Annotated in this window: 23 protein-coding genes; 18 read left to right on the forward strand and 5 right to left on the reverse strand. The window is 59.8% G+C overall.

Translation table 11 applies throughout. From position 1 onward, the window contains the following. Positions 1–119: 119 nt before the first annotated feature. The 4 genes from L7A20_RS05810 to holA all read left to right on the forward strand — a co-directional run bounded on the left by L7A20_RS05810 (position 120) and on the right by holA (position 4,629). Positions 120–1,052, forward strand: coding sequence for a ComEA family DNA-binding protein (locus L7A20_RS05810; RefSeq protein WP_237222732.1), 933 nt, complete (start codon positions 120–122; stop codon positions 1,050–1,052). Positions 1,053–1,420: 368 nt separating this feature from the next. Continuing rightward, entirely contained in the window at positions 1,421–2,641 is a 1,221-nt protein-coding gene (locus L7A20_RS05815) for a ComEC/Rec2 family competence protein (RefSeq protein ID WP_237222733.1), read from the forward strand. Next, the gene (locus tag L7A20_RS05820; protein ID WP_237222734.1) at positions 2,638–3,567 is read left to right on the forward strand and encodes a ComEC/Rec2 family competence protein; all 930 of its coding nucleotides are present in this window, start codon (positions 2,638–2,640) and stop codon (positions 3,565–3,567) included. Before L7A20_RS05815 ends, L7A20_RS05820 begins: the two co-directional genes overlap by 4 nt. Positions 3,568–3,621: 54 nt before the next feature. Beyond that, the gene (gene holA, locus L7A20_RS05825) at positions 3,622–4,629 is read left to right on the forward strand and encodes a DNA polymerase III subunit delta (RefSeq protein ID WP_237222735.1); all 1,008 of its coding nucleotides are present in this window, start codon (positions 3,622–3,624) and stop codon (positions 4,627–4,629) included. Positions 4,630–4,730: 101 nt separating this feature from the next. On the opposite strand, the gene rpsT is transcribed toward holA, so the two are convergent. Further along, a complete protein-coding gene (rpsT, locus tag L7A20_RS05830; RefSeq protein WP_185172890.1) occupies positions 4,731–4,994 on the reverse strand; it encodes a 30S ribosomal protein S20 in 264 nt (87 codons plus the stop codon). 392 nt (positions 4,995–5,386) lie between these two features. Beyond that, the gene (locus tag L7A20_RS05835; RefSeq protein WP_237210424.1) at positions 5,387–6,025 is read right to left on the reverse strand and encodes a type II toxin-antitoxin system PemK/MazF family toxin; all 639 of its coding nucleotides are present in this window, start codon (positions 6,023–6,025) and stop codon (positions 5,387–5,389) included. A 143-nt stretch (positions 6,026–6,168) separates the two neighbouring features. Between L7A20_RS05835 and lepA the strand changes: the two genes are divergently transcribed. Further along, positions 6,169–8,025: a translation elongation factor 4 gene (gene lepA, locus L7A20_RS05840; protein ID WP_237185701.1), complete on the forward strand. Its 1,857-nt coding sequence runs from the start codon at positions 6,169–6,171 to the stop codon at positions 8,023–8,025. Further along, the gene (gene hemW, locus L7A20_RS05845) at positions 8,025–9,275 is read left to right on the forward strand and encodes a radical SAM family heme chaperone HemW (protein ID WP_237222736.1); all 1,251 of its coding nucleotides are present in this window, start codon (positions 8,025–8,027) and stop codon (positions 9,273–9,275) included. The genes lepA and hemW overlap by 1 nt, the downstream gene beginning before the upstream one ends. 89 nt (positions 9,276–9,364) lie before the next feature. Here hemW and L7A20_RS05850 read toward each other — a convergent pair whose 3' ends face one another. Both L7A20_RS05850 and L7A20_RS05855 read right to left on the reverse strand, forming a co-directional pair. After that, complete coding sequence (locus L7A20_RS05850) at positions 9,365–9,781, reverse strand: DUF4870 domain-containing protein (RefSeq protein WP_237198969.1); 417 nt, start codon at positions 9,779–9,781, stop codon at positions 9,365–9,367. Between the two features lie 158 nt (positions 9,782–9,939). Continuing rightward, the gene (locus tag L7A20_RS05855; RefSeq protein WP_237222828.1) at positions 9,940–10,797 is read right to left on the reverse strand and encodes a DUF3097 family protein; all 858 of its coding nucleotides are present in this window, start codon (positions 10,795–10,797) and stop codon (positions 9,940–9,942) included. Positions 10,798–10,974: 177 nt separating this feature from the next. Here L7A20_RS05855 and hrcA point away from each other — a divergent pair, with 177 nt between their 5' ends. From hrcA to L7A20_RS05915, 12 genes are all read left to right on the forward strand, one after another. Continuing rightward, complete coding sequence (hrcA, locus tag L7A20_RS05860) at positions 10,975–11,967, forward strand: heat-inducible transcriptional repressor HrcA (protein WP_237198967.1); 993 nt, start codon at positions 10,975–10,977, stop codon at positions 11,965–11,967. 46 nt (positions 11,968–12,013) lie between these two features. Beyond that, positions 12,014–13,144: a molecular chaperone DnaJ gene (gene dnaJ / locus L7A20_RS05865; RefSeq protein ID WP_237222737.1), complete on the forward strand. Its 1,131-nt coding sequence runs from the start codon at positions 12,014–12,016 to the stop codon at positions 13,142–13,144. Positions 13,145–13,153: 9 nt separating this feature from the next. Beyond that, entirely contained in the window at positions 13,154–13,912 is a 759-nt protein-coding gene (locus L7A20_RS05870; protein ID WP_237222738.1) for a 16S rRNA (uracil(1498)-N(3))-methyltransferase, read from the forward strand. A gap of 82 nt (positions 13,913–13,994) precedes the next feature. Further along, complete coding sequence (locus L7A20_RS05875) at positions 13,995–15,095, forward strand: PhoH family protein (RefSeq protein WP_237222739.1); 1,101 nt, start codon at positions 13,995–13,997, stop codon at positions 15,093–15,095. A 10-nt stretch (positions 15,096–15,105) separates the two neighbouring features. Continuing rightward, the gene (ybeY, locus tag L7A20_RS05880; RefSeq protein ID WP_423817431.1) at positions 15,106–15,606 is read left to right on the forward strand and encodes an rRNA maturation RNase YbeY; all 501 of its coding nucleotides are present in this window, start codon (positions 15,106–15,108) and stop codon (positions 15,604–15,606) included. Positions 15,607–15,609: 3 nt separating this feature from the next. After that, positions 15,610–16,887, forward strand: coding sequence for a hemolysin family protein (locus tag L7A20_RS05885; RefSeq protein ID WP_237198962.1), 1,278 nt, complete (start codon positions 15,610–15,612; stop codon positions 16,885–16,887). 39 nt (positions 16,888–16,926) lie between these two features. After that, entirely contained in the window at positions 16,927–18,009 is a 1,083-nt protein-coding gene (locus L7A20_RS05890; RefSeq protein WP_237222740.1) for a GTPase Era, read from the forward strand. Between the two features lie 156 nt (positions 18,010–18,165). Next, positions 18,166–19,575 (forward strand): LCP family protein, encoded by a 1,410-nt coding sequence (locus L7A20_RS05895; RefSeq protein WP_237222741.1) that lies wholly within the window; start codon positions 18,166–18,168, stop codon positions 19,573–19,575. Positions 19,576–19,784: 209 nt separating this feature from the next. Then, positions 19,785–21,527, forward strand: a complete 1,743-nt coding sequence (gene leuA / locus L7A20_RS05900; RefSeq protein WP_237198957.1) for a 2-isopropylmalate synthase — start codon at positions 19,785–19,787, stop codon at positions 21,525–21,527. Positions 21,528–21,638: 111 nt separating this feature from the next. Further along, positions 21,639–22,406, forward strand: coding sequence for a DNA repair protein RecO (gene recO / locus L7A20_RS05905; RefSeq protein ID WP_237222742.1), 768 nt, complete (start codon positions 21,639–21,641; stop codon positions 22,404–22,406). A gap of 3 nt (positions 22,407–22,409) precedes the next feature. Then, a complete protein-coding gene (locus L7A20_RS05910; protein WP_237222743.1) occupies positions 22,410–23,189 on the forward strand; it encodes an isoprenyl transferase in 780 nt (259 codons plus the stop codon). 46 nt (positions 23,190–23,235) lie between these two features. Next, positions 23,236–24,321 carry a quinone-dependent dihydroorotate dehydrogenase gene (locus L7A20_RS05915; RefSeq protein WP_237222744.1) on the forward strand — a complete coding sequence of 362 codons (1,086 nt, stop codon included), beginning with the start codon at positions 23,236–23,238 and terminating at the stop codon, positions 24,319–24,321. Positions 24,322–24,425: 104 nt separating this feature from the next. Here the strand turns inward: L7A20_RS05915 and L7A20_RS05920 are convergent, their stop codons facing one another. Beyond that, a complete protein-coding gene (locus L7A20_RS05920; RefSeq protein ID WP_237222745.1) occupies positions 24,426–24,995 on the reverse strand; it encodes a DUF3043 domain-containing protein in 570 nt (189 codons plus the stop codon). Positions 24,996–25,040: the final 45 nt, after the last annotated feature.

Genomic DNA, 25,040 nt, shown 5'->3' on the forward strand with positions numbered 1-25,040 from the left:
ACTCGGCTGCACCACCTACGAGGTTTTTGGGGCTAATTTCCGCAGGTTGGTGGGAGGGGCTTTATCCACAGGTACCTTTGGCCTTGGCCTAGCCGCTCGGAAGCTCTTAGCCTGGGGCCATGTCTCAGAACTCTAGGTACCCCGCTGATACCCTACCGTCTGTTTCGGTTGAACCTGCCGATGTCGATTCAGGTCAGCCGGGTCAGACCGATTATCTTTTGCGCAGCAGGCGCCACGGCCCTGCTTCTGCGAGCGCCACACGGAGCCCCCGCCATCGGGCGCTTCTTGAGCGCGCTTTGGCGTCTTCCGGTTCGGAGGCTCCCGGCCTTGGCCCGCAGGCTTCGGTGACCCGGTGGCGGGTGCCTACGGGGGCTCTGGTTATTCTTGCTCTTGTCCTGGGTCTTGTTGCTCTGTGGCCTGTGGTGTTTTCTGGTGGCGGCTCGTCTGTGTCGGCGGTTCCTGTGGCCCCTTCTGGGGGAGCCGTGGTGCCGACTGATGGGGGTAGCCCGGTGCAGGGCGATGAGGCAGGGCAGGGGGTGAGCACCGGGGCGGCCACTACTTCAGTTGCCGCTCATGAGGGAAGTGCGCCTGTGGTGGTTCATGTTGCCGGCGCGGTGCAAACTCCGGGAGTCTACGAGCTGGATTCTGGGAGCCGGGTAAACGATGCGGTCACAGCTGCCGGTGGGCTTAGGGACGATGCTGATACGTCGGCGATTAACCTGGCAGCCCCTGCCAGTGACGGGAGCCAGGTCTATATTCCGGTGCAGGGCGAAGCACCACCTAGTTCGGCGGGTGGCGTCGAGGCCGCTCAGGGGTCGGCTGGCACGTTTCCCGGTACAGAGCGGGGTACGGACGCTGCCGGGCTAGTGAATATCAATACGGCAAGCGCTGAGGAACTTCAGACCCTGCCGAAGGTCGGCCCGGTGCTGGCTGCATCGATTATTAGCTGGCGGGAGCAGTACGGGGGTTTCAGCTCGGTGGATGAGCTGGACCAGGTTTCGGGCATTGGGCCAGCCACTCTTGAAGCTCTCCGCCCGCTGGTGACGGTATGAAAAGGGTTCTGGCTGTTGGTCGGAGCTGGCAGCAGGCACAGGCTGAACGGGCCGAACATCGGCGGGTGCAACCGCGTCTGACCGATGCCCGCCTTGTGGTACCTGCTGTGGGGCTCTGGTGTTTTACTGCTCTGTGGATTCTTGCCGGGGCCCGGTGGGCGCTCTGGGCTGGGGCCCTGCTCGCTTGTCTTGCTCTGGGCTCCTGGTGCGGCGCCCAGATTTTAGTTCGGAAAAGTATTGCGAAGGCGAAAGGTCCACTGACCCAGGTACCGGTGTTTGTGTCGCATACCCTGGCGCTAACCTGCCTGCTCGCTGCCTTACAGACTGTTGCCCTTCACGCCCGGGGTTACCCTCAACAGTGGGAGCTGATGCAGGCTCTGAACGGGCAGGGAATACGAGTGACGGCTGAAGTAACTGAGGCCCGGCCTGCTCCGACGGGTGGGTATAGGTTGCAGGTAGAAACCGTGGAGATAAGGCAGGCTTCAAGGACCTGGAGCCAGCGGGTACCGCTCAGCGTCTATACAGATAAACTTTTTATTCCGGGGAGCACTGTCAGCGCGGTGGGGGAGTTGAAGGTCAGCGGAACCTACTACCGTTTGCAGGGAGCTGTGAGCCTGCTGGAGCACCCGGCTTCTGTAGCCCCTCTCTTCGAACTTAAGAGCGGGTTGCGCGATAGGGCAGTGGACCATCTGGGCGCCGAACGGGCTGGCCTGCTCCTGGGTATGGCCTACGGCGATGATTCTTCGCTGCCTGCACCGGCTCTTTCATCTTTGCGGGTGGCCGGTCTAACACACCTGACAGCTGTTTCGGGGGCTAACATTACCCTGATTTTTGTCGTCGCCTACCGTCTGCTCTACCCGTTGTGGCCCCGGCGCCCTGCCCTCATAGCAGTCGGAGTGGCCGCGTCATCGGCCTACGTCGTGCTGGTAGGGCTTGACGGTTCTGTACTCAGAGCCTGGGTAATGGGGCTGCTGGGAGCTCTAGGTCTGATTCTTGGCCACGGAGCCTACCGTCTGGCTTTCCTCTCAACCTGCGTAATGGCTCTTCTTCTGGCAGCGCCACCCCTTGCCACCCACTACGGCTTTATTCTCTCGGTCGTGGCTACAGCTTCCCTCCTGATACTGGCACCGGCTCTCTCGCGTCTCCTCAGTAGAGCGCTGCCCCTTCTGCTTGCTGATCTGGTAGCCCTACCCTGTGCAGCTAGCCTCTGGTGCGCGCCGGTTATCCTGATACTTTCTGAGTCCATCTACCCCTATACGGTCCTAGCTAACCTTCTGGCCGCCCCTTTGGTAGCGCCCATTACCGTGCTGGGGTTACTTGCCCTCATCGGCTACGCCCTGGGGCTAGCCCAACCCCTACTCGATGCCCTCATGAATCTCGGTGGCTTTCTTACCCAGGGGCTGCTAGCGGTTGCTGCCTGGTGCTACAAGCTACCTGCAAGCCAGCTACCTCTTGCGCTTTCACCTTTCACTCTAGGGTTGACCCTGCTGATCGTTGTGGGTAGCAGCTGGCTGGTTCTCTCAGCAGACAGGTCTCTCAACTCCCTGCCCCCGGCCCGCTTGCCTCGACTGCTAGGGGGCAGGCCGTGAACCGCAGGAGAAACAAAAGCCTGGTTGATCTTGCCCTCCTAGTGCTCGTGATAGGTCTAGCGGTTTTCCTGCTCCACGACCGTTGGCCAGCTTCTCACCGGGCCCCTGACCACTGGCAATGGATTACTTGTGATGTAGGCCAGGGGGACGCCCACCTAATCCGCACCGGCCAGCAATCGGCCTATCTTCTTGATACCGGCGACGATTACTCGGCTCTCAAGTCCTGCCTAGACTGGGCTGGCGTAGATCAGCTGGAAGCTGTGCTTATTACCCATGCACATAGCGACCACGATGGGGCGCTACAACAGGTTCAAGAGGACTTCGCCCAGCCGACGCTGGTGACGTCTCCCCATTACAGCAGACAAGGGGAACAGACCCCGGGCGAGCAGGGAGCTATTGCCTATCGGCTTGCTGCGGGCTCGACCTTCCCCACAGAGTCTGTTACAGCAGAGCGGCACGAGGTGGCCGATCAACCCCTGGGCCGGGTGCTGTGGCCCCCCGAGCAGACCCAGCGGATTCCCGGTAAGACTGGTTCCTCTAGCTGGATCAACAATTCCTCCCTCGTCATCCACTGGTCCCTGCCTGCCAGAGAGACCGGCCAGAGGCAGCTGACCGTGCTCACTACGGGGGATCTCGAGGCGGACGCCGCCCACCGGCTTCTTGCCGAATCGGCGGGGCAGGTGCCTGCCGACGTCCTTAAAATTGCCCACCACGGTTCGGCGGGCAGTGGCACCGACTTGATCATCGCAGTCAGCCCCTCCCTAGTGCTCATCCCTGTGGGAGCCGGCAACAGTTATGGGCACCCGCACGATGATATTCTCACCTTCCTGAACCGGGGTTCTATCCCCGCTGCCCGCACAGACCTTTCGGGGCATTTGGCACTCACCACCAGCGACCGGGGGATTGAGGTGACTTCATCGGGGTAAACCTGCACAAAAGCGCTTTATCTGACAAGATAGAAAGGCACCCAAGGAGGATACATGGCACGCTCACCCCGCAACCGCTCAGCTGGCCCAGATAACGGCTGGCGATCGGTCCCGCTTGCTCCGCTTGTTTTGCTGTACGGGCCCGAAGAATACTTTGCCTCCCGGGCAACCCAGCGGCTTCGCCAGCTCTTTGCAGAGGCCCACGGCAGCTATGAACTCACCAGCCTCTCGGCCAAAGATTACCGGTCCGGACAGCTAGACGTCCTTGCCAGCCCCTCACTCTTTGATGAACCCAAAATCATTGAGGTCACCCAGGTAGCTTCCATGAGCGACGCCTTCTTACAAGACGCCATCACTTATGCCGCTGCTCCCCACGACTCCACCCTGGTGATTCTTCACCACGCAGGCGGCAATAGGGGTAAAAAGCTCATTGATACCATCAAGGCCAATAAGGCCTACCCGGTGGTCGAATGTAAAGCCCTCAAAAACGAACGCGACCGGCTGGACTTCGTGGTGTATGAGTTCCGGTCAGCTCAGCGCTCTATTGACCCGCCCGCAGCGGCAGCTCTCGCGGCAGCAACCAGTGATATCTCAGAACTAGCCTCGGCTGCCCGCCAGCTTATTGCAGATGAGCCGGGTACCATCACTGTAGATACCATCGACCGCTACTTTGGCGGCCGTACCGAGGTCACCGCCTTTAAGGTGGGCGATGCTGCGGTAGCGGGCAACAGCAGGGAAGCTATTAAACTGCTCCGCCAGGCGATTGATACCGGGAGCGACCCTATCCCTATCCTGGGTGCTCTGGCCGCCCGTATGCGTAACATTGCCAAAGTGCACGGGGTGCGTGGCAACTCAAACCAGCTGGCGGGCGACCTTAAGATGGCTCCCTGGCAGGTAGAAGCTGCCCAGCGGGATTCCCGCAGGTATGCGCCTGCCGACCTGGCCCGCGTCCTGGCCCTGCTGGCCGATACCGATGCCCAGCTCAAGGGCGAGAATCTTGACTCTTTCTACCCCTTAGAAAAAGCCGTTCTGGCTATTTCCCAGGCCTCCCGCAACCACTAGCGACAGGGCAAGAAAGCACAAGGCCCCGCTCCCAGGAAAGGGAGCGGGGCCTTGCGTCACTTCGCTCTTAGACGCCGGCTAGAGGTGCCGGAATATAGAACTTAGGAAAGCTTGTTGACGAGAACGGTCAGACCGGACTTCTTGTTAGCTGCGTTCTTCTTGTGCAGAACACCCTTAGAAACAGCCTTGTCCAGCTTGCGGTTCGCAACACGAAGAGCTTCAGTTGCTGCTTCAACGTTCTGAGCTTCAACTGCCTCGTTGACCTTACGGATGGAGGTCTTGAGATCTGACTTGATTGCGTTGTTGCGCAGACGAGCCTTCTCGTTGGTGAGGATGCGCTTCTTCTGGGACTTGATGTTAGCCACGATTAAAAACTTTCTGTTTTTGTCTAATTGGTCGGTGAGGGCTGCGCTGACCGGTCATCGACTGAGCGGCGTGGGGATGCCTATGGCAACCAGTCAGCAGTGCCCGATGACCATCGGACACACAAGGGTTAACTTTATCAGCTCCGCCCCAGCTTAGGGCAGAGATATAAGCAACAATTTTTCTTAGTCTACGTCAGGTTGAGTGGAGCAGGCTCGCAGCGAAGCTGCTGGCTTCGGGGCTGGCGTGAATCGCCGGTGATGAGCACCGAGATTCCGAGCTCGCGAGGAAAATAAATCTCGGTGCGAATCTGGCGAGCTTGCGAGCCAGCTAGTGAACCAGCGAGAGGGTCGGCAGCGAGCGCGAGCCTGTGTAACCCCTTTGAGCAAGTCTCTTAGCGACGGCGGTAGGCTTCGGCGATGAAGTCGAAGGTTGCACGGTCCATGATGGCTCCTTCACGGCGGATACCGTTCGGGTTGAGCTGGATGACCCGGTTGAGCTTGACCTCGGAGTCTCGCCCTTCCTTGTCCCATACGCCTGCGCCGATGTCCAGGTAGTTGGGGTCGACGGTGCGGGAGTTGGAGTGGTCCTTGCTGGTGAGCATCAGCCCTAGAAGGTAGGAACCGGAGCGTCCGATGACCAGGACAGGGCGATCCTTGCCCTGGCTGTAGTCCTCTTCGAAGGGGACCCAGGCCCAGACGACTTCGCCGGGGTCGGCGTCGCCGTCGAGAGCGGGGGAGTAGTCGAAGGCTACCGAGCCGAAGTAGTCGCCGGGGTAGCCGCCCTGTTCCCAGCTTCCGTTGGACTGCCCGGCAGGTGCCTGCTGGTTACTGCCGGGGCCGAAAGTACCAAATTTGCCGTTGCCGGCGTCCGGACGCCGCTGGGTGCGCGTGCCTGCCTGGCTCCTGCCATCAGAGGGGCGGGTGCCGGTGCCCTGCTGCTTATTCTTCTGGCTCTGGTACTTGTTCCATTCCCGGTAGATACGCTGGCCGATGTTCAGCGCCTGCTGGATAGTTCGCATGTTGATCTTCATGGTCACTACAATAATCGCTGCTCCTCGGCGCGCGAGCAGACACGCACCGGCTAAATGTGAGAAACTGGTTAACTGATTTCTACCGTCAGAGACCCGGTAGGCTCCCATGAGCTTTCTGAGAGTCGTGAAAGGACCCAACCCACGTGTCACCCTTGGCGACCAACCCGCCCAAACCGGCGGCCACTGACCCTTCCGTTATCCGTAACTTCTGCATCATTGCGCATATTGACCACGGTAAGTCCACCCTGGCTGACCGCATGCTGCAGGCCACCGGCGTGGTTACTCCGCGCGAGATGAAGGCCCAGTACCTTGACCGCATGGATATCGAGCGTGAGCGCGGTATCACTATTAAGTCCCAGGCTGTTCGTATGCCCTGGGAGGTGGACGGCGTCAACTATGCCCTGAACATGATTGACACCCCCGGTCACGTGGACTTCACCTACGAGGTCTCCCGTTCTCTGGCTGCGTGTGAGGGCGCCCTGCTGCTGGTGGATGCTGCTCAGGGTATTGAGGCTCAGACCCTGGCTAACCTCTACCTGGCTATGGAAAATGACCTGACCATTATTCCGGTGCTCAACAAGATTGACCTTCCGGCTGCCCAGCCCGATAAGTATGCCGAGGAGCTGGCTAACCTGATTGGCGTTGAGCCTGAGGATGTGCTGCGGGTTTCGGGTAAGACCGGTGAGGGTGTACCCGAGCTGCTTGACCGCATTGTTGAGCTGCTGCCCGCACCCGAGGGCCAGGCTGATGCCCCCGCTCGCGCCATGATTTTTGACTCTGTCTACGATTCCTACCGCGGTGTGGTCACCTACGTTCGTGTGGTGGACGGCAAGCTGGAACCCCGCCAGAAGATTAAGATGATGTCTACCGGTGCCGAGCATGACCTGCTGGAAATCGGTGTGATTTCTCCCGAGCCCAAGCCGACCGACGGCCTGGGCGTGGGCGAGGTAGGCTATCTGATTACCGGTGTGAAGGACGTCCGCCTGTCCCGCGTGGGTGATACCGTCACCGGTGCTCACAAGCCTGCCGCAGAAGAGCTGGGTGGCTACGAGGACCCCAAGCCCATGGTTTTCTCGGGGCTCTTCCCGATTGACGGCTCTGACTACCCGGCCCTGCGTGACGCCCTCGATAAGCTGCAGCTCAACGACGCCGCCCTGATTTACGAGCCTGAGACCTCTGCGGCTCTGGGCTTCGGCTTCCGCTGTGGCTTCCTGGGTCTGCTCCACCTTGAAATTGTGCGTGAGCGTCTGGAACGCGAGTTCAACCTCGACCTGATTTCTACTGCCCCCAACGTTATCTACGATGTGGTGGCTGAGGACGGCACCGCCCAGCGAGTCACCAACCCTTCCGAGTTCCCCGAGGGTAAGGTCGCTACCATCCGCGAACCCATGGTGGCCTGTACCATCATTGCCCCGAATGAGTTTGTGGGCGCGATTATGGAGCTGTGCCAGTCCCGCCGCGGCACCATGGGTGGCATGGACTACCTTTCACAGGATCGCGTGGAACTGCGCTACCGCCTACCCCTGGCCGAAATTGTCTTTGACTTCTTCGACCAGCTCAAGTCCAAGACCCGCGGTTATGCTTCTCTGGACTGGAAGTTTGACGGTGAGGAAGAAGCCGATCTGGTCAAGGTCGATATTCTGCTGCAGGGCGAGAAGGTTGACGCTTTCTCGGCCATTACCCACCGCGATAAGGCCTACTCCTACGGCGTGATGATGACCGGTAAGCTGCGCGAGCTGATTCCTCGTCAGCAGTTCGAGGTGCCGATTCAGGCTGCTATTGGCTCTCGCATTATTGCCCGTGAGAATATTCGCGCTATGCGTAAGGACGTTCTGTCTAAGTGCTACGGTGGCGATATTTCTCGTAAGCGTAAGCTGCTGGAGAAGCAGAAGGAAGGTAAGAAGCGTATGAAGATGGTGGGCCGTGTTGAGGTCCCCCAGGAAGCCTTCATCGCTGCCCTGTCTTCCGGTGAAGAAGGTAAGGACAAGGGCAAGAAGTAATGCCAGCCCAGCCTCTGGGCGCTCCGGCCCCTTTGGACGGCAGAATCCCCGTTGATTCTGCCGTCCACGGCGTTGAGCGCGATTTTTCTCTCTACGTGCACGTGCCCTTTTGCTCGGTACGGTGCGGCTACTGCGACTTCAATACCTACGCCACCGAGGATTTCGGCAACGGGGTGGGTTTGGGTACCTATGCCGAGGACGCCATCGCCGAGTTGCGCTTTGCCCGGCAGGTTTTGCGCGAGTCGGGTGTCGCTGACCGTCCGCTCTACTCTGTCTTTTTTGGCGGGGGCACTCCCACCAAGCTGCCCGCAGCTGACCTTGTGAAGATTCTGCGCGAAGCGGTTGAGCTGTTTGGTGTAGAAGAGGGTGCTGAGGTAACGACCGAGGCTAACCCCGACTCGGTGACCCGCGAGGACCTTGAGACTCTGAAGGCCGGTGGCTTTACCCGGGTGTCCTTCGGTATGCAGTCGGTGGTACCTGAGGTGCTTGAGGTGCTCGATCGTACCCACACTCCGGCGAATGTTCCCAAGGTGGTCGCCTGGGCTAAAGAGGTTGGGCTGCAGGTGTCGGTTGACCTGATTTACGGGTCACCGGGGGAGAGCCTAGCGCAGTGGGAGCAGTCGGTGCGGGCAGCGGTATCGTATGCCCCCGACCATATTTCTGCCTATTCGCTTATCGTTGAAGAGGGTACCAAGCTGGCTGCCCAGATTCGGCGGGGCGACTACGCCATGCCCGACGAGGACCTGATGGCGGATATGTACCTGCTGGCTGAGCAGATCTTCAATGAGGCCGGTTACCACTGGTATGAGGTGTCGAACTACGCCAAGTCACCGGAGTATCGTTCCCGTCATAACTATGCCTACTGGCGTAACCAGGACTGGTGGGGAATTGGCCCCGGCGCCCACTCTCATGTGAACGGCACCCGCTGGTGGAACCTCAAACACCCGGTACCCTACGCCAACCGAGTCCGGGCTGGTCAAAGCCCGGCTGCTGCCCGCGAGGTTTTGGGGGAGCAGACCCGCAGGTTTGAGGACATCATGCTACAGGTCAGGGTCATTGACGGCCTAGACATTTCCCGTCTACTGGAGGGTGGTGATGCTGCCCGAATCGAGGCGTCCCTGAACTGGCTTGAGGGGCAGGGTTTGATTGACCCCGAGGCAAGAGCGGGCGGACGCGTGCAGCTCACCCTCCAGGGGCGCCTACTGGGCGACGCGGTGACCAGGGAGCTCCTCCCCGATATTGACAGCTAACTTCTCTTGCCCTGCCAGGGGAAACTAAAGGGGGCGGTCTGACTCAGCTGAGTCAGACCGCCCCCTTCATGTTCTAGCAGCCCGGGTGCCTACTTACCGCGGCGAGTGAGCTTGCTGAAAAGACGGGTATTGCCCTTGTACTGGTAGGGGTTGCCGCGGGTTACCTTTACACCGGCGATCAGAGCTGAGATAGCCAGGTAGGTCCAGGCCAGGGCAGCAATCAGGCCAAAGAGCCAGCCGATAGCCGGAATGTTGCTGAGCATAATAGAGACGGCCAGAACCAGGGTGGGCAGCAGGGTGAAGTCGAGAGCTTCACGGGATTCCTGCTCGGTGAAGGGGCCGCGGCCTCGGTAGAGGTAGTAGATGACGGCCGCGGGAATACAACCTAGCACGCCCCCAAAGTGTGCAGCGGTTGCGATATTGCGGTCTGCGCTAACAGACAGGTGTGCAGCGGTTGCAGGTGACCCCTTGTAGGTGGTCGAGGAAGGTGCTGATGCGGTCTTCAAGAATTCTTCTCTTTGAGGTTGAAGGGCGAATGAGTGATGCGCAGGCTTTTAAGCCCACCAGTCACAATTTTAGTCAAAGCCGGGGGAGGGCGGTATATGTGAAGCCTACGAATTTATGGGGGAGCAGGACGATATTTGTCACACCGCCTGTACCCGCTCTAGCCTGCGGGCCCGTCAAGGGTGACGAAGTCAATGAGGTGTTCTACCGGCCCTAAGAGACTTGGTTCAAGGTCGGTGTAGGAATTGACCCTCTTGAGAATGGAATCCCAGCCGGCGCGGACGTCCTCGGGGGTATCCGCCGCCCGCCCGAAACGCCGCAGTATGCCTGTCTTCCAGTCTTCCCCGCGGGGAACTTCGGGCCAGGCCTGTAAGCCTAATACCTGGGGCTTGACGGCCTGCCAGATATCCACAAATGGGTGGCCCACAATCAGCACGTTATCGCGGGCACCGGCCACGGCCATGGCCTCTTGCGCGATGCGCTCTTCCTTACTTCCTGCCACCAGGTGGTCTACCAGAATTCCGAGTTTGCGGTGGGAGGCCGGGCCAAAACCTGCAACTGCTGCGGCGAGATCGTCGACCCCGTGCAGGGGTTCCACCACGATACCCTCAACCCGTAGGTCGTGGCCCCAGACCTTTTCAATGAGCTCGGCATCGTGCACGCCCTCCACCCAGATACGGCTGGCCCTGGCCGTCCGTGCCGGAGCGTTCTCCACCGCAACCGACCCCGACCGAGAAACCTGCCGCGTAGCGGCCTTGGGCTTCTGCTGAGGCTTGGTCAGGTCAATGCTGCGGCCTTCGAGCAAAAACCCCGGGCCCAGGGGGAAGAACTTGATTCGGCCCCGCCGGTCTTCGAGGCCCACCTGGGGGCCGGACACCGTAGCCCGCAGGGTCACTGCCGCCCCCACAAAGCCGGTGGCGGCGTCCTCTAGCACCATGCCGGGGGCAAGAGGTACCTTGGGCAGGGTAGGACGGTGGGAGGTGAGGTCAGCCTGACCCCAGGTATCGCGGTAGTCCATCGGTGTCTCTCTCACTCTCTCATCCAGGGGCATTAGCCATCAGCGTACCGAGTTCTGATTCTAGTTCAGTGGTATTAGAGTTAACGGGTAACTTAGCACTCAAGGTCATCAAGTGCTAATCTAGCCCCGCAGACCTCTTCGCCCACCAGGCGAAGACCTATGAGCCCAGGAGGTGCCGTGAACCACCCGAGACGCTTGCAAGTTCTGCAAGCCATCGTCGAAGAATACGTGCACACCCGTGAGCCCGTAGGGTCTAAAACCCTGCTCGAGCGGCACCAGCTGGGGGTCTCAAGCGCCACCGTGCGCAACGACATGGCGGCCCTCGAAGAGCAGGGCCTGATCCAGGCTCCTCATGCCAGTGCCGGGCGGGTGCCCACCGACCGGGGCTACCGCCTTTTCGTTGACCAGATATCGTCCCTACAGCCCCTCTCTGACGCTGAAAAACGGGCAATTCACACCCTGCTCGATAGCGCCGAAAGCGTTGATGAGATGATGAAGACCAGCGTGCGTCTGCTCTCATCGCTCACCCACCAGGTAGCTATGGTGCAGTACCCCACCGGCCCGGCTACCAGCGTGCGCCATATCGAGCTGGTCTCCCTCTCCAGCACCACGGTGCTGCTGATTCTTATTACCGACTCCGGCCAGGTTAACCAGCGCACCCTCACCCTTGCCCACAGCCCCGAAGAGCTTGCAGTGGCCCGCCAGCAGCTCCTTGACCTCTACGTCAACCGTACGCTCGACAGCATAGCCGCAGCACCGGCGTCCGCCCCCGGCAATAACCTGCTCAGCCCCCTCACCGAGGCCCTGCACCTACTCGCAGCCCAGGGTGCCTCTTCTCAGGTGCTGATTGCGGGCACCTCCTACCTTGCCGCCTCGACCGTAGATTTTAGAGGCAGCATCGCCCCGGTGCTCGATGCCCTAGAAGAGCAGGTTGTGCTACTCAAACTACTCACCGACCTAGACCACGATGAACGCGGATTTGCCGTGAGTATCGGCTCTGAGAACCGCAGCGAATCCCTGGCCGAAACCTCGGTCGTCGCCAGTAGCTACGGGCCCGGGGGAGCTGCCCACGTGGGAGTCGTTGGACCCACCCGCATGGACTACACCAGCACCGTCTCCAAGGTCAACGCCGTAGCCCGCTACCTATCCAAGATTTTGGGCCAGGCCTAGCCCTGCGCCTACCCCCTTTAAACCAGCCCATCGAAAGAGAGAACCAGTGAGCAGTCACTACGAAACCCTCGGCGTCTCACGCGATGCCAGCCCCGAAGAAATCAAGAAGGCCTACCGCAAGAAGGCCCGCCAGTTGCACCCCGACATCAACCCTTCAGAAGAAGCTGCCGAGGAGTTCAAGCGCGTCTCCCTCGCCCACGATGTGCTCTCTGACCCAGAAAAGCGTCGCATCTACGACCAGACCGGCAACGAAAACGGCACCGCCGGTGGCTTCGGTGCAGGAGCAGGCGGCTTCGGCGGGGGCTTTGGCGGCTTCCAAGACATCTTCGACACCTTCTTCAACTCTACCCCGCGCGGCCCCCAGAGCCGCGTCCGCCAGGGCCAGGACGCCCTCATCAACGTCAAGATTGACCTCAAAGATGCCGTCTTCGGAACCAACAAGCCCATCACCGTTGATACCGCCGTCACCTGTGACCTCTGCAAGGGCGAAGGAACCGCTGAGGGCATCCACCCCGAAACCTGCGACACCTGCCACGGCCAGGGCTACATGCAGCGCCAGGTCCAGTCGATTCTGGGCACCGTCGTGCAGCCCGTTGAGTGCCCCACCTGCCGCGGGTTCGGCACCGTCATTAAGCACCCCTGCGCTGAGTGTTACGGCGAAGGCCGCGTGCGGGAACGCAAGCCCCTCACCATCAAAATTCCCGCCGGCGTCACCAACGGCGCCCGCATCCGCCTGGCAGGCCAGGGTGAGGCCGGTACCGCAGGTGGCCCCAACGGCGACCTCTATGTTGAGCTGCGTGTCAACCCCGACCCCACCTTCAGCCGGGACGGCGATGACCTGGTAGCCACCGTAGGTGTGCCCATGACCGCAGCGGCCCTGGGCACCACCATCACCCTCGACACCTTCGACGGCCCCCAGCAGGTACAGATTCCCACCGGAACCCAGTCAGGTAACGTAGTCACCCTCAAGGACCTGGGCGTCACCCACCTGCGCGGCGGCGGCCGCGGCGACATCCGTGTGCAGATTGAGGTACGTACCCCCACCGACCTCACCGAGGAGCAGAAGAACCTGCTCAAGCAGTTCTCCGAGCTTCGCGGCGAGGACCTGCAGGTCAGCGAAACCGTCACCCACAAGCAGGGCGGCTTCTTCTCCCGCCTCAAAGACCACCTCAAATAGGACGACCCCATGAGCAACGCTGTCTACTACATCGAACCTGATGAGCTAACTGCCCTGACGCCAGGTGCCACCCTGCACCTGACCGGCGACGAGGGGCACCATGCCCTCGTCAAACGTCCGGAGCTCGGGGAAGGGCTCGACGTGGTAGACGGTGAGGGCAACCGCGCTATCACCCGGGTTACTGAGCTGGGTCAGGACGGCCCCGTGCTTGAGGTCCTCGAGCTCACCCAAGATTCGGTGGGGGTAGAGATATACCTTGTGCAGGCCCTGGCTAAGGGGGATAGGGATATCCAGGCCATTGAGATGGCCACCGAGCTGGGTGCCCACGGTATTGTGCCCTGGAGCGCCGACCGGTCGATTGTGCGCTGGAAGATGGAGCGGGCCGTCAAAGCACGGGCTAAGTGGCAGAATACGGTGCGGGCAGCAGCTAAGCAGTCCCGCCGGGCCCTGCTGCCACCGGTCTATGAACAGCACTCAACCGCAGACTTAGCCGATCTTGCCCAGGAGTTGGGGGAGGACGGCCTCTTCCTGGTTCTCCACGAACAGGCAGACTACCGTCTCACCCAAGCTCTTGAGCGGCACCTGACCGATCGGGTAAAAGAGGTCTACTTCATCGTTGGCCCCGAAGGCGGTATCAGCCCCCGAGAACTCGACCTGCTCGCAGAAGCCGGGGCCCACACGGTGCTGCTTGGCCCAGAAATCCTCCGCAGTTCCACCGCTGGTGCAGCCGCTATTTCTGCCCTCAACGTTGCGCTAGGACGCTGGTAAACCCCGTTCTGCTACAGGTAAAGTAAGAACTACCGCGTACGCTTTGTATTTCAAGGAGCTCTGACAGCCCGCACGGGCATCTATGACTACCTCATCTACGGCTAGCAGCCGCCCCCTCTCTGTTGCCCGCACCTTCTCCTTCCGGTCAACCGAAGAGATGGTCGCGGTGCTTGGCCCCCACGACGGAAATATCACCCTGATCGAGCAGGCCTTCCCCGGTCTCACTATTCGACCCAAGGGGCTAGACGTCATCGTTACCGGCCCCTCAGAAACCGTAGCCACCACCGTCCGTCTGCTGGCTGAACTCACCATTTTGGTAGAGAACGACACCCAGGTCACCGGCGAGGTGGTCAAGCGCATCATGGGCATGATGACCGCCAGCCTCTCACACCCAGCAACCGCGATCAGCCAGAATATTCTGAGCTCCCGGGGCAAGAATATTCGCCCGAAGACCATTAATCAGAAGTCCTATGTCGATGCTATCGATGCCAACACCGTGGTCTTTGGCATCGGCCCGGCAGGTACCGGTAAGACCTACCTGGCCATGGCCAAGGCGGTACAGTCCCTCCAGTCAAAGGAAGTCAACCGCATCATTCTGACCCGCCCAGCTGTCGAAGCTGGCGAGCGCCTAGGCTTCCTGCCTGGTTCCTTGAACGAGAAGATTGACCCCTATCTGCGCCCGCTCTACGATGCGCTGCACGACATGATGGACCCAGAGACCATTCCTCGTCTGATGGAGGCCGGGACCATTGAGGTGGCGCCCCTGGCCTATATGCGCGGTCGTACCCTGAACGACGCTTTCATTATTTTGGACGAAGCGCAGAACACTACGGTGGAGCAGATGAAGATGTTCCTGACCCGTTTGGGCTTTGGCTCCAAGATGGTGATTACCGGTGACGTCACCCAGGTTGATCTGCCCGGTGGTCAGGCTTCAGGTCTGAAGCAGATTCGCCAGATTCTTGAGGGCATTGACGATATCCATTTCGCGGTTCTGCAGGCCGAGGATGTGGTGCGCCACTCCCTGGTCTCGGATATTGTGAGTGCCTACGATAAGTGGGACGATGCCAAGACCTCGATGGAGCGCCGCCGCAATCGCAAGGTCAAGCGCCAGACCATTGAGGCTGCGGCCGAAAAGCTGCTGCAGCAGTCAGGTATTGATGTAACCCCCGAAGAGAAGGCCTAGCCCCGTGAATATTGAGTTTGATATTGAAGAGCCCGGCGCAGAGGCGGGCGACTTTGTGCGTGAGTCTTTTGAGGCTGTTGATACCGGTGTGCTGGAGAAGCTGGTAGCCCACGCCTTTACCCACATGAAGGTCTCGCCTGAGACCGAGCTATCTATCGCTATTGTGGGCGAAAGTGAAATGGAGCGCATCCACATCGATTGGATGGACCTGCCCGGCTCCACCGACGTGATGAGCTTCCCCATGGACGAGCTCACCCCCGGCACCGACGATCAGCCTGCCACCGGCGTCCTCGGTGACATTGTCTTGTGCCCGCCCGTTGCTGCCCGTCAGGGGGTGGACGCAGGCCACAGCACCCTCGATGAGCTCTGCCTGCTCACCACCCACGGCATCCTGCACTGCCTGGGCTTTGACCATGCCACGGCGGAAGAAGAGGCTGAAATGTTCGGTATTCAGCGCACCATTCTTGAAGAATTTCTGGGGCGCCCGGCACCTGTAGAGACGAGGCACTAACCGGTGCTTTATTCTGCTTTGCTGGCCTGTGCCGTCCTGCTCTTAGTTCTAGTGGGCTACCTGCTCACCGCCGTTGAGTCGTCCTACACCTATCTGCCCCGTTCTGAGGCCCAGCGCCTGGGGGAGGAGCCCGAGAACAAGAGTATTCGGGCTATTCTCGCTGACCCCGAGCCCTACTTCCGCTCCCTGCGAATCTGGCGGGTTCTGGCTGAGGTGTCTTCGGTCGTCTGTTTCTTCCTGCTCGTCCACGATCTTTTTAGCCGCACCTGGGTGAGCGTCCTGGTCACCCTACTTGTCATGACCGTTGTGGTCTTTGCCTTCTTCGGGGTTGCCCCCCGCCTGGTGGGGCGCACCAAGCATACTCAGGTCTTCTCGGCGATGGCCGGGGTGGTTTACGGGCTAGGCGTGCTGACCCGCCCCTTCTCGTCCGCTCTCACCGCCCTGTCCCGCAAGGTCAGCCCCAAGGACTCCGAGCAGGTTACCGGCATCTTCACTGAAGATGAGATTCTTGAGTTCGTTGACCGCGCCAGTTCTTCTGAGGCTATCGAAGACGACGAGGCAGAGATGGTTCAGTCCATCTTTGAACTCGATGAGACCCGCATCCGCTCAATTATGGTGCCGCGTGCCGATATGGTGACGGTTGACGTGACCGAAAGCCTGGACGACGCTATCTCCCTCTTCCTGCGGTCGGGCTACTCCCGCGTACCGGTGCTGGGGGAGTCCTTTGACGATGTGCGTGGCATGCTCTACCTCAAGGACGCCCTGGCCGCCTCACGCGAGGCGGGGGCAGACCTTAAGAGCTTGGGGATTACCTCTCTGATGCGCCCGGTCCGCTATGAGCCAGAATCCAAGCGCGTGATGGACCTGCTCAAGGAAATGCAGCGTGAATCTACCCACGTCGCTGTGGTTGTTGATGAGTACGGCGGAACCGCCGGTCTTGTAACCCTAGAAGATCTCATTGAAGAACTGGTCGGCGACATCTCTGACGAGTACGACAACGAGAAGCCCGAAATCACCCTGCAAGACGACGGCACCTTCAAGATCAGCTCCCGCCTGAGTATTTGGGAACTGGGCGAGCTCTTCGGCCTAGAACTTGATGATGAGGACGTCGATACGGTCGGCGGTCTGCTAGCTAAACACCTGGGTCGGGTACCGATTATCGGCAGCGAAGTTGTTGTTGAGGGTATTCACATTAAGGCTATTGGTTCTCGTGGGCGCCGCAATAAGATTGGCACGCTCTCTGTTTGGGCGGACCCTGCGCCGCAACACCCTGTAAAGTAAAGCCAAGACATTACTTAATCCCATCATTGGAGTATCTGCATGGAGTTTGCTTCCTTCCCCGACGACTACACTGCGGGCTTTGCCGTTCTGGTAGGCCGCCCCAACGCCGGTAAGTCAACCCTCACCAATGCGCTGGTCGGGCAGAAGGTCGCTATTACCTCCAACCGCCCGCAGACTACCCGACACACCATCCGCGGTATTGTGCACCGTGAGGACTTCCAGCTGGTGCTGGTGGATACTCCCGGTCTGCACCGCCCCCGTACCCTGCTGGGTGAGCGTCTGAACGACATGGTGGCGCAGACTCTCTCGGAGGTCGACGTCATTGGTTTCTGCATTCCTGCTGACGAAAAAATCGGCCCCGGTGACCGCTATATTGCGCAGCAGCTGGCTGCCTCGGGCAACAAGCCCATCGTCGCTATCGTCACCAAGGCCGATAAGGTGGGTCACGAGCAGCTGACCGAGCAGCTTCTTGCCGTTTCGGCGCTGGGCGATGAGATTATGAGCGCTGAGCGGGCAGCCCGCCAGCAGCGCCGCGAACGTCAGGAGCGCAAGAAGAAGGGGGAGGAGCTTCCCTTCCGTAAGGGCAGCGGCCCGGCAGCTACCCGCGATAAGGGCCAGGCTGTGCCTGCTCCTGTTAATGACGGCCGTGGCGGCTGGGCAGATATCATCCCGGTTTCTGCGGTCAAGGACTACCAGGTAGAAGAGGTCGCGAAGCTCCTTTCGTCCTACCTGCCTGACTCACCCCCGCTGTACCCCACCGGCGAGCTGACCGACGAGCCTGAGGCCACCCTGGTAGCTGAGCTGGTGCGAGAAGCGGCTCTGGAAGGCGTGCAGGACGAGCTGCCCCACTCGGTAGCCGTCACCGTTGAAGAAATGGAACTGCGCGAGGGCCGCAGCGAGGAGAACCCCCTGCTCGATATTCACGTGAACCTCTTTGTGGAGCGAGACTCCCAAAAGGGAATTATCATTGGCAAGCGGGGAGCTCGCCTGAAAGAAATCGGTCAAACTGCCCGTAAGAACATCGAGGCCCTGCTCGGCACCAAGGTCTTCCTCTCCATTCACGTGAAGGTGGCCAAGGATTGGCAGCGCGACCCCCGTGCGCTGGGCAAGCTGGGCTTCTAAGTTTTCCCCTCTTATCAGGAGTTTCCTCCCAGTTTTACCCCCTAAGCTGGGCTGAAGAAAATCGGTCACCCCCGTACCGTAGACGAATCGGAGATACCTTTTATGGCGCCACAGGGTCAGCCCCCGCAGCGAGTTGTTACGCCCCTGGGGCGTCATATGAGCAACCAGCCTCTCAAGTCCCAGCGGGTCAAGTGGATAGCGCTCTCGTGCGTTGCCCTTCTCGCTATGGTGGTTGCCTTTAGCGGTTTTGCCCTGGTGCGTTTGCGCAGCAACGTGCAGACCGCCGAGATGAACATTGGTGAGCTCTCGTCGGACCTTGCCAGCGGCCCTCTCGATATTCTCGTGATTGGTTCCGATACCCGCGCCGGTAACAACGGGGCCTACGGTACTGCTGAGGACGCCGCATCCGGGGCACGCTCCGATGTGATGATGCTGGTTCAGGTGAGCGAAGACCGTTCAAACGTCAACGTCATATCCTTCCCCCGCGACCTGATGGTCGATATTCCCAAGTGTACGGATGCCGAAACCGGTGAGGTCTACCCGGCTACCACCGAAACCCAGATTAACGAGTCCCTCGAACGCGGTGGCCCCGGCTGCACCGTGGCCACAATCAGCAACCTCACCGGCATAGCTATTGACCACTTCATGCTGGTGGACTTTAACGCCGTCAAAGCCCTATCGAGCGTTGTGGGTGGCGTTGAGGTCTGTGTAACCGAGCCGATTGACGACACCTACAGCGGGCTCAAGCTCCCCGCCGGAACCTCCAGCGTTGAGGGTGAACAGGCTCTGGCCTTCCTACGTTCTCGTCACGGCTTTGGCGACGGCAGCGACACCGCCCGTATCCAGGCCCAGCAGAGCTTCCTCGCCTCCCTACTTCGGAAGGTCCAGGCTGAGGGAACTCTCACCAACCCGGCTATGCTACTCAACATCGCTGAGGCTATTACCCAGAACGTCACCGTCGATAAGGAACTGACTAACCTGGGTAACCTGGTGAGCATCGGCTCTATCTTTGCCAACATCGACCTGAGCAAGGTCGTCTTTGCAACCGTCCCCAACGAGCCCTACGTCTACGACGAAAACAAGCTCCAGCTCTCTGCCGATGCAGAGGCTTTCTTCACCAAACTTCAGAATGATGAATCCCTGGTCGAGCCTGCCCCCGCGGCCACTGCCACCGCGAGTGAATCGTCCGCCCCGGCTGCTGAGCTGATCTACTCCCTGGGCGTGAGCGTCACCGACGCCACCGGTGTTGAAAACCGGGCCGAAGAGCTAGCCCCCAAGATTGAACAGGCTGGCTTTACCTCGGTCACGGTAGATACCACCGATGCGGTCTACACCGAGTCGGCAATTTACTACCCCTACGGCTATGACGCTGAGGCCCAGGCTATTGCCGACCTCTTCGGTATCACCTCGCTAACTCCCTCGGATCAGTACGTGGGTATTGCCGTTATTCTGGGGTCGGACCTGGCTGAGAACGATGCCATTGCCGCACCCACCTCGGAGATTGCGGCCGGGGCTACCGGCCAGACCGCTGATCAGGTAACCTGCCAGCAGTCCTTCAGCTACTAATCACCCACCCAGCGGTTCCATATAGTGGACGGGCGGCGGCAGGTTCTGCCGCCGCCCGTCTCTGCGTGATACCGTGACAGTATGAGTGAGATGACACTGGTACTCCTTATCTGCCGTATCGAAGCGCCCCGGGTATAGCTTCGATACGGGTCAGTGCTACCCGGGACGATACCCCTTCCTCACCGATCTCAACATCTAAGGTCATCACGATGAAAAACTTTCAGAAGCCCTCACCCATGCCCGTACACAAGTACGTGCCATTTGACCAGCAGATTCAGGTTTCCCTGCCCGACCGCACCTGGCCTAACAAGACCATGACAAAGGCCCCCCGCTGGTGCGCTGTTGACCTGCGTGACGGCAATCAGGCCCTGATTGACCCCATGGATACCGAGCGCAAGCTCGCCATGTTCAAGCTCTTGGTCAAGATGGGCTACAAGGAAATTGAGGTCGGCTTCCCCTCAGCTTCGGCCACCGACTTCAACTTCGTGCGCACCCTCATCGAAGAGGGCCACATTCCCAACGACGTCACCATCCAGGTGCTGGTACAGTGCCGTGAGCACCTGATTCAGAAGACCTTTGAGGCTATCGACGGGGCCCCCAAGGCTATCGTCCACTTCTACAACTCCACCTCTGTGCTGCAGCGCCGCGTGGTTTTCAACCAGGACCAGGACGGCATCTTGGACATCGCCCTCACCGGCGCCCGTCTCTGTAAGAAATACGAAGAGCAGCTGGCTGGCGACACCAAGATCACCTACGAGTACTCACCGGAGTCCTTCACCGGCACCGAGCTGGAATACGCGGTTCGCGTCTGCAACGCTGTCACCGATGAGCTGGGTATTGGCGAGGGCAACGAGGTTATTATCAATCTCCCTGCCACCGTTGAGATGGCTACCCCTAACGTATATGCTGACTCCGTAGAATGGGTCAGCCGCAACCTGACCAACCGTGAGCACGTCATTCTCTCTCTGCACCCCCACAACGACCGGGGCACCGGTGTAGCTGCAGCTGAGCTGGGCTACCTGGCCGGTGCAGACCGTATCGAGGGCTGCCTCTTTGGCAATGGCGAGCGCACCGGTAACGTTGACCTGATTACCCTGGGCCTGAACATGTATACCCAGGGCATCGACCCCGAAATTGACTTCTCCGACATCGACGAGATTCGTCGAACCGTTGAGTACTGCAACCAGCTGCCCGTTCACGAGCGTTCCCCCTACGGTGGCGACCTGGTCTTCACCGCCTTCTCAGGCTCACACCAGGACGCCATCAAGAAGGGCTTCGAGCGCATGGAGAAGGACGCTGCCGAGCAGGGTAAGAGCGTCGATGATTTGGTATGGGCTGTTCCCTACCTGCCCATTGATCCCAAGGATTTGGGCCGTACCTACGAGGCTGTGATTCGTGTGAACTCCCAGTCGGGCAAGGGTGGTGTGGCCTACCTGCTCAAGAAGGACTTTGGGCTCGATTTGCCCAAGCGCGCCCAGCAGGAGTTCTCTGCTATTGTGCAGGCTCAGACCGATGCCCAGGGAGGCGAGGTTGAGAGCAAGGCCCTGTGGGATATTTTTGCCGATGAGTACCTGCCGAGCAGGGAGGCGGACGCCCGCTGGGGTAAGTACCGCATTGAATCGCTCTCTATTGACTCTGAGGAGCACGGCGAGACCACCATGCGGGTTGGCCTGAACATTGCTGGCCATACCTACAACCGAGTGGGTCAGGGTAGCGGCCCCATCGAGGCCCTGCAGTCAATTTTGGCCAAGGAGGGCGTGGACGTCCGCGTGCTCGACTACTCGGAGCACACCCTGGCTTCTGCGGCGAGCGCCCAGGCGGCCTCATACATTGAGGCAGCGGTGGGGAGCCGGGTGCTGTGGGGTGTCGGTATCGACAGCTCGACCACTCGTGCCTCACTCAAGGCTATGATTTCAGCGGTGAACCGCGCGCTGCGTGACTCTGCTGAGTAGAGCATCAGTGTGGGCCGTGCCGGGACTTCCGGTACGGCCCACCTTTTGACAGTGCCCCGTATAACAGGTCAGGGTAGAGACCTGGCACACTGAATGTGGGAGAATAAAGACGTGACTTCAGCGCTATCTACGACTAAGACCATTCGTGATAGCGCTATTGTTTTACGCACCCAGGATCTGGGGGAGCACGACCGCATTATTATCCTGGCTACCCGGCAGCGGGGGATTGTGCACGCAGTAGCCAGGGGAGTGCGCAAGAGTAGCTCAAAGATTGGTGCTCGGCTCGAGCCCTTCATGCTGGTCGATATTTCGGCTGCCCCCGGTAAAAAACTCGCTACGATTTCGCAGGTTGTTACCCGCCGCGCCTATTTGGGGCCGATTATCAACGACTACACCCGTTACACGGTCGCGGCTGTCTTAGCCGAAGTGGCAGAGCAACTTCTCAACCACGAACAAGAGCGCTTAGAGGAGCAGTTCACGCTGTTGGCCGGGGCCCTCTCAGCCCTAGCGCGGGGTACCTACCCGCCCCACCGCGTCCTTGACTCCTACCTGCTGCGAGCCCTGCACAGGGCGGGTTGGAGCATGGCCATTGGTGCCTGTGCCGCCTGCGGCAGTCTGGATGACCTCACCTATTTTTCCCCCTCCCTGGGGGTGCTGTGCACCGGGTGTGCGCGCACCGGTGACTTCCCTCAGCTCAGCCCACTGGCTCCTGAAGAACCTGCCTATTTAGCGGCTCTGGCCACCGGCGACTGGCCCGGCATTTTGAGCGAGCACCCGCCCGCGCTCCGGCAGCGGGCAGAACGGCATATCATGGACTATGTGCAGTGGCAGCTTGAGCGGCCGCTCAAAACTCTGACCACCCTAGAGAAGGAAATCTAGTAGATGACACCGGTGAAGCCCTACAGCCACCCCAGCGGCGCCGTAGCTCCTGCGATTCCGAGCAAGTTCGTGCCCCAGCACGTGGCCGTGGTGATGGACGGCAATGGACGCTGGGCGAATGAACGCGGCCTACCCCGCAATGAGGGCCACCGAGCCGGTGAAGCAGCCCTGCTCGATGTGGTGGCTGGTGCTATCGAAATGGGTATTCCCTATGTTTCTGCCTACGCTTTTTCAACCGAGAACTGGCGTCGTAGCCCCGATGAGGTCGCCTTCCTCATGCGGTTCTCCTCTGAGGTTCTAGAACGTCAGCTAGAGACCCTCAAGAGCTGGGGGGTTCGCATCCGCTGGGCTGGCCGTCGGCCCAAGCTCTGGAAGTCGGTTATCAAACTGCTCGAAAAGTGCGAAGAAGAAACCAAGCACAACACCCTGTGTACCTTGACCATGTGCGTCAACTACGGGGGTAGGGCAGAAATTGCGGACGCCGCCGCCCTGATTGCGGAGGACGTCGCAGCCGGCCGCCTCAAGCCCAAGCACGTCAACGAAAAAATCTTTCAGAACTATCTCGACGAGCCTGATCTGCCCGACGTTGATCTTTTCCTCCGCACCTCTGGTGAACAGCGTTTCTCTAACTTCCTTCTCTGGCAAAGTGCCTATGCCGAGATGGTCTTTATGAACGTGCTCTGGCCCGATGTTGACCGTACGGTACTGTGGCAGGCGGTAGAAGAATACGCCCGCCGTGACCGCCGCTACGGTGGGGCCGTTGATAAGGTGACCCAACCCTAAGTTTCCTCCCACACTAGGCGAAAGCCGCGGCTGAAAGGGGTCCGATATGCGGATCTACCCAACCCTGTTCAAACTCTTCTTCAAACCCATGGACGCTGAGAAGGCTCACCATGTGGGCATGTGGGGAATACAGACCCTTCGCCGCACCGGCATTTCTCGCCTGGGGGGTCGCTACTTTGCGCCTCACCCGTCACTGGCTACCGAGGTCATGGGCCTTACTTTCCCCTCGCCTTTCGGCGTTGCCGCTGGTTTTGATAAGGGCGGTAAGGCAATTCCGGCGCTAGGTAACCTGGGTTTTGGGCACATTGAAATCGGTACGATTACCGGCCAGGATCAGCCGGGCAACCCCCAGCCCCGTCTTTTCCGTCTGGTAGATGATAAAGCCATTATTAACCGCATGGGCTTCAATAACGATGGGGCGGCAGCAGCTGGCCCCCGTGTTGCAGCTGCCCGCGCGGATCTTGAAGCCGAATATCGGGGTAAGGTACGCCCCGTTATTGGTGTCAATATCGGTAAAACCAAGGTGGTAGCCCTTGAGGACGCTATCGAGGACTACCTGGTGAGCACTCGGGTTCTTGCGCCCCAGGCTGACTATCTCGCTGTGAATGTCAGCTCGCCGAATACCCCGGGTCTGCGAGACCTTCAGGCGACTGAGACCCTTGAACCTCTACTTGAGGCTGTACGTGCTGAAGCCGACCGCGTCGTGCAGGGGCGCCGTGTGCCCCTGGTCGTGAAGATTGCTCCTGATCTGGCCGATGAAGATATTAAGGACGTTGCCGCGATGGCTCTGCGTCTGGGGCTAGACGGCATTATTGCCACGAACACCACGATTGCCCGTGATGGGCTGGGCCTGGTTAGCCCTCAAGCTAAGGTTAAGGAAATTGGTGCGGGTGGCCTCTCAGGTGAGCCCCTCAAGAAGCGTTCCCTTGAGGTTCTCCGCCTGTTGAAAGCTGAGGTGGGGGACCAGCTGGCTCTTATCTCGGTAGGTGGCGTTACCACTGCTCAGGACGTCGCTGACCGCCTGGATGCGGGCGCCAATCTGGTGCAGGGTTACTCTGCTTTCATCTACGAAGGCCCCCTGTGGGCAGCTCATATTAATCGTGGACTATTGAAATTGCGGAAAACCCGCTAGACTAGACACGTGAGATCATGACACAAAGGGGCGCTACCTCTCTAGAGAGGTAGCGCCCCTTTGAATTTAAGGTTGAAAGCTAGCGCATTTACTCCGTCGTGGCCTTACTTGGGGTATTCGCCGCGCTTAACCTGAGGCTTGGGCAGGCGGAAACGGCGAATCATCATGACGCGGTTGAAGGCGTAGAAGCCGGAGCGGGGCTCAATGGAGCCAAACTTTTCGGTCAACTTCTTCTTGAGCCCGCGCCACATAATCATGTAGTCGATGACCCAGAGTAGAATCATGCCCCACATCAGCAAGATAGTGTACTGCTGCATGCTGGGGGAGAAAAGGCCCACGATAAAGACAGCCAGAATAACGATGATCATGATGTCACCTACGTTGAAACGGGCATCAACATAGTCACGGATGTAGCGGCGCTGGGGGCCACGATCGTTGGCGGGCAGGTAGCGCTCATCGCCGGTTTGCAGGGCCTGCTGTTGCTTTGCCCGGAACTCGCGGTCAGCTTCACGCTGGGCGTCCTTTGCAGCCTTGCGGTCTGCGGGAACCAGGGGAGTGCGGCGGGCAGCTTCACGTTCTTTACGGGAAGGGGTAGGACGTCCCTTGGGCGCGGTGTACCCCGGCTGGGTGGTTTCAGGGGCTTCGCTTGCTACCGGAGTAGCCTCGGCAACCACAGAACCAGCATTTTCTGATGATTTCTTATTACGACCAAACACCCC

The organism is Rothia nasimurium (assembly GCF_928381415.1).
GTDB lineage: Bacteria > Actinomycetota > Actinomycetes > Actinomycetales > Micrococcaceae > Rothia > Rothia nasimurium_H.

Coding starts and splice junctions, on each gene's coding strand:
- L7A20_RS05810 (WP_237222732.1), top strand. CDS start 120: ATGTCTCAGAACTCTAGGTACCCCGCTGATACCCTACCGTCTGTTTCG.
- L7A20_RS05815 (WP_237222733.1), top strand. CDS start 1,421: ATGCAGGCTCTGAACGGGCAGGGAATACGAGTGACGGCTGAAGTAACT.
- holA (WP_237222735.1), top strand. CDS start 3,622: ATGGCACGCTCACCCCGCAACCGCTCAGCTGGCCCAGATAACGGCTGG.
- L7A20_RS05835 (WP_237210424.1), bottom strand. CDS start 6,025: ATGAAGATCAACATGCGAACTATCCAGCAGGCGCTGAACATCGGCCAG.
- hemW (WP_237222736.1), top strand. CDS start 8,025: ATGCCAGCCCAGCCTCTGGGCGCTCCGGCCCCTTTGGACGGCAGAATC.
- L7A20_RS05855 (WP_237222828.1), bottom strand. CDS start 10,797: ATGGACTACCGCGATACCTGGGGTCAGGCTGACCTCACCTCCCACCGT.
- L7A20_RS05870 (WP_237222738.1), top strand. CDS start 13,154: ATGAGCAACGCTGTCTACTACATCGAACCTGATGAGCTAACTGCCCTG.
- L7A20_RS05875 (WP_237222739.1), top strand. CDS start 13,995: ATGACTACCTCATCTACGGCTAGCAGCCGCCCCCTCTCTGTTGCCCGC.
- L7A20_RS05890 (WP_237222740.1), top strand. CDS start 16,927: ATGGAGTTTGCTTCCTTCCCCGACGACTACACTGCGGGCTTTGCCGTT.
- L7A20_RS05895 (WP_237222741.1), top strand. CDS start 18,166: ATGAGCAACCAGCCTCTCAAGTCCCAGCGGGTCAAGTGGATAGCGCTC.
- leuA (WP_237198957.1), top strand. CDS start 19,785: ATGAAAAACTTTCAGAAGCCCTCACCCATGCCCGTACACAAGTACGTG.
- L7A20_RS05910 (WP_237222743.1), top strand. CDS start 22,410: ATGACACCGGTGAAGCCCTACAGCCACCCCAGCGGCGCCGTAGCTCCT.
- L7A20_RS05915 (WP_237222744.1), top strand. CDS start 23,236: ATGCGGATCTACCCAACCCTGTTCAAACTCTTCTTCAAACCCATGGAC.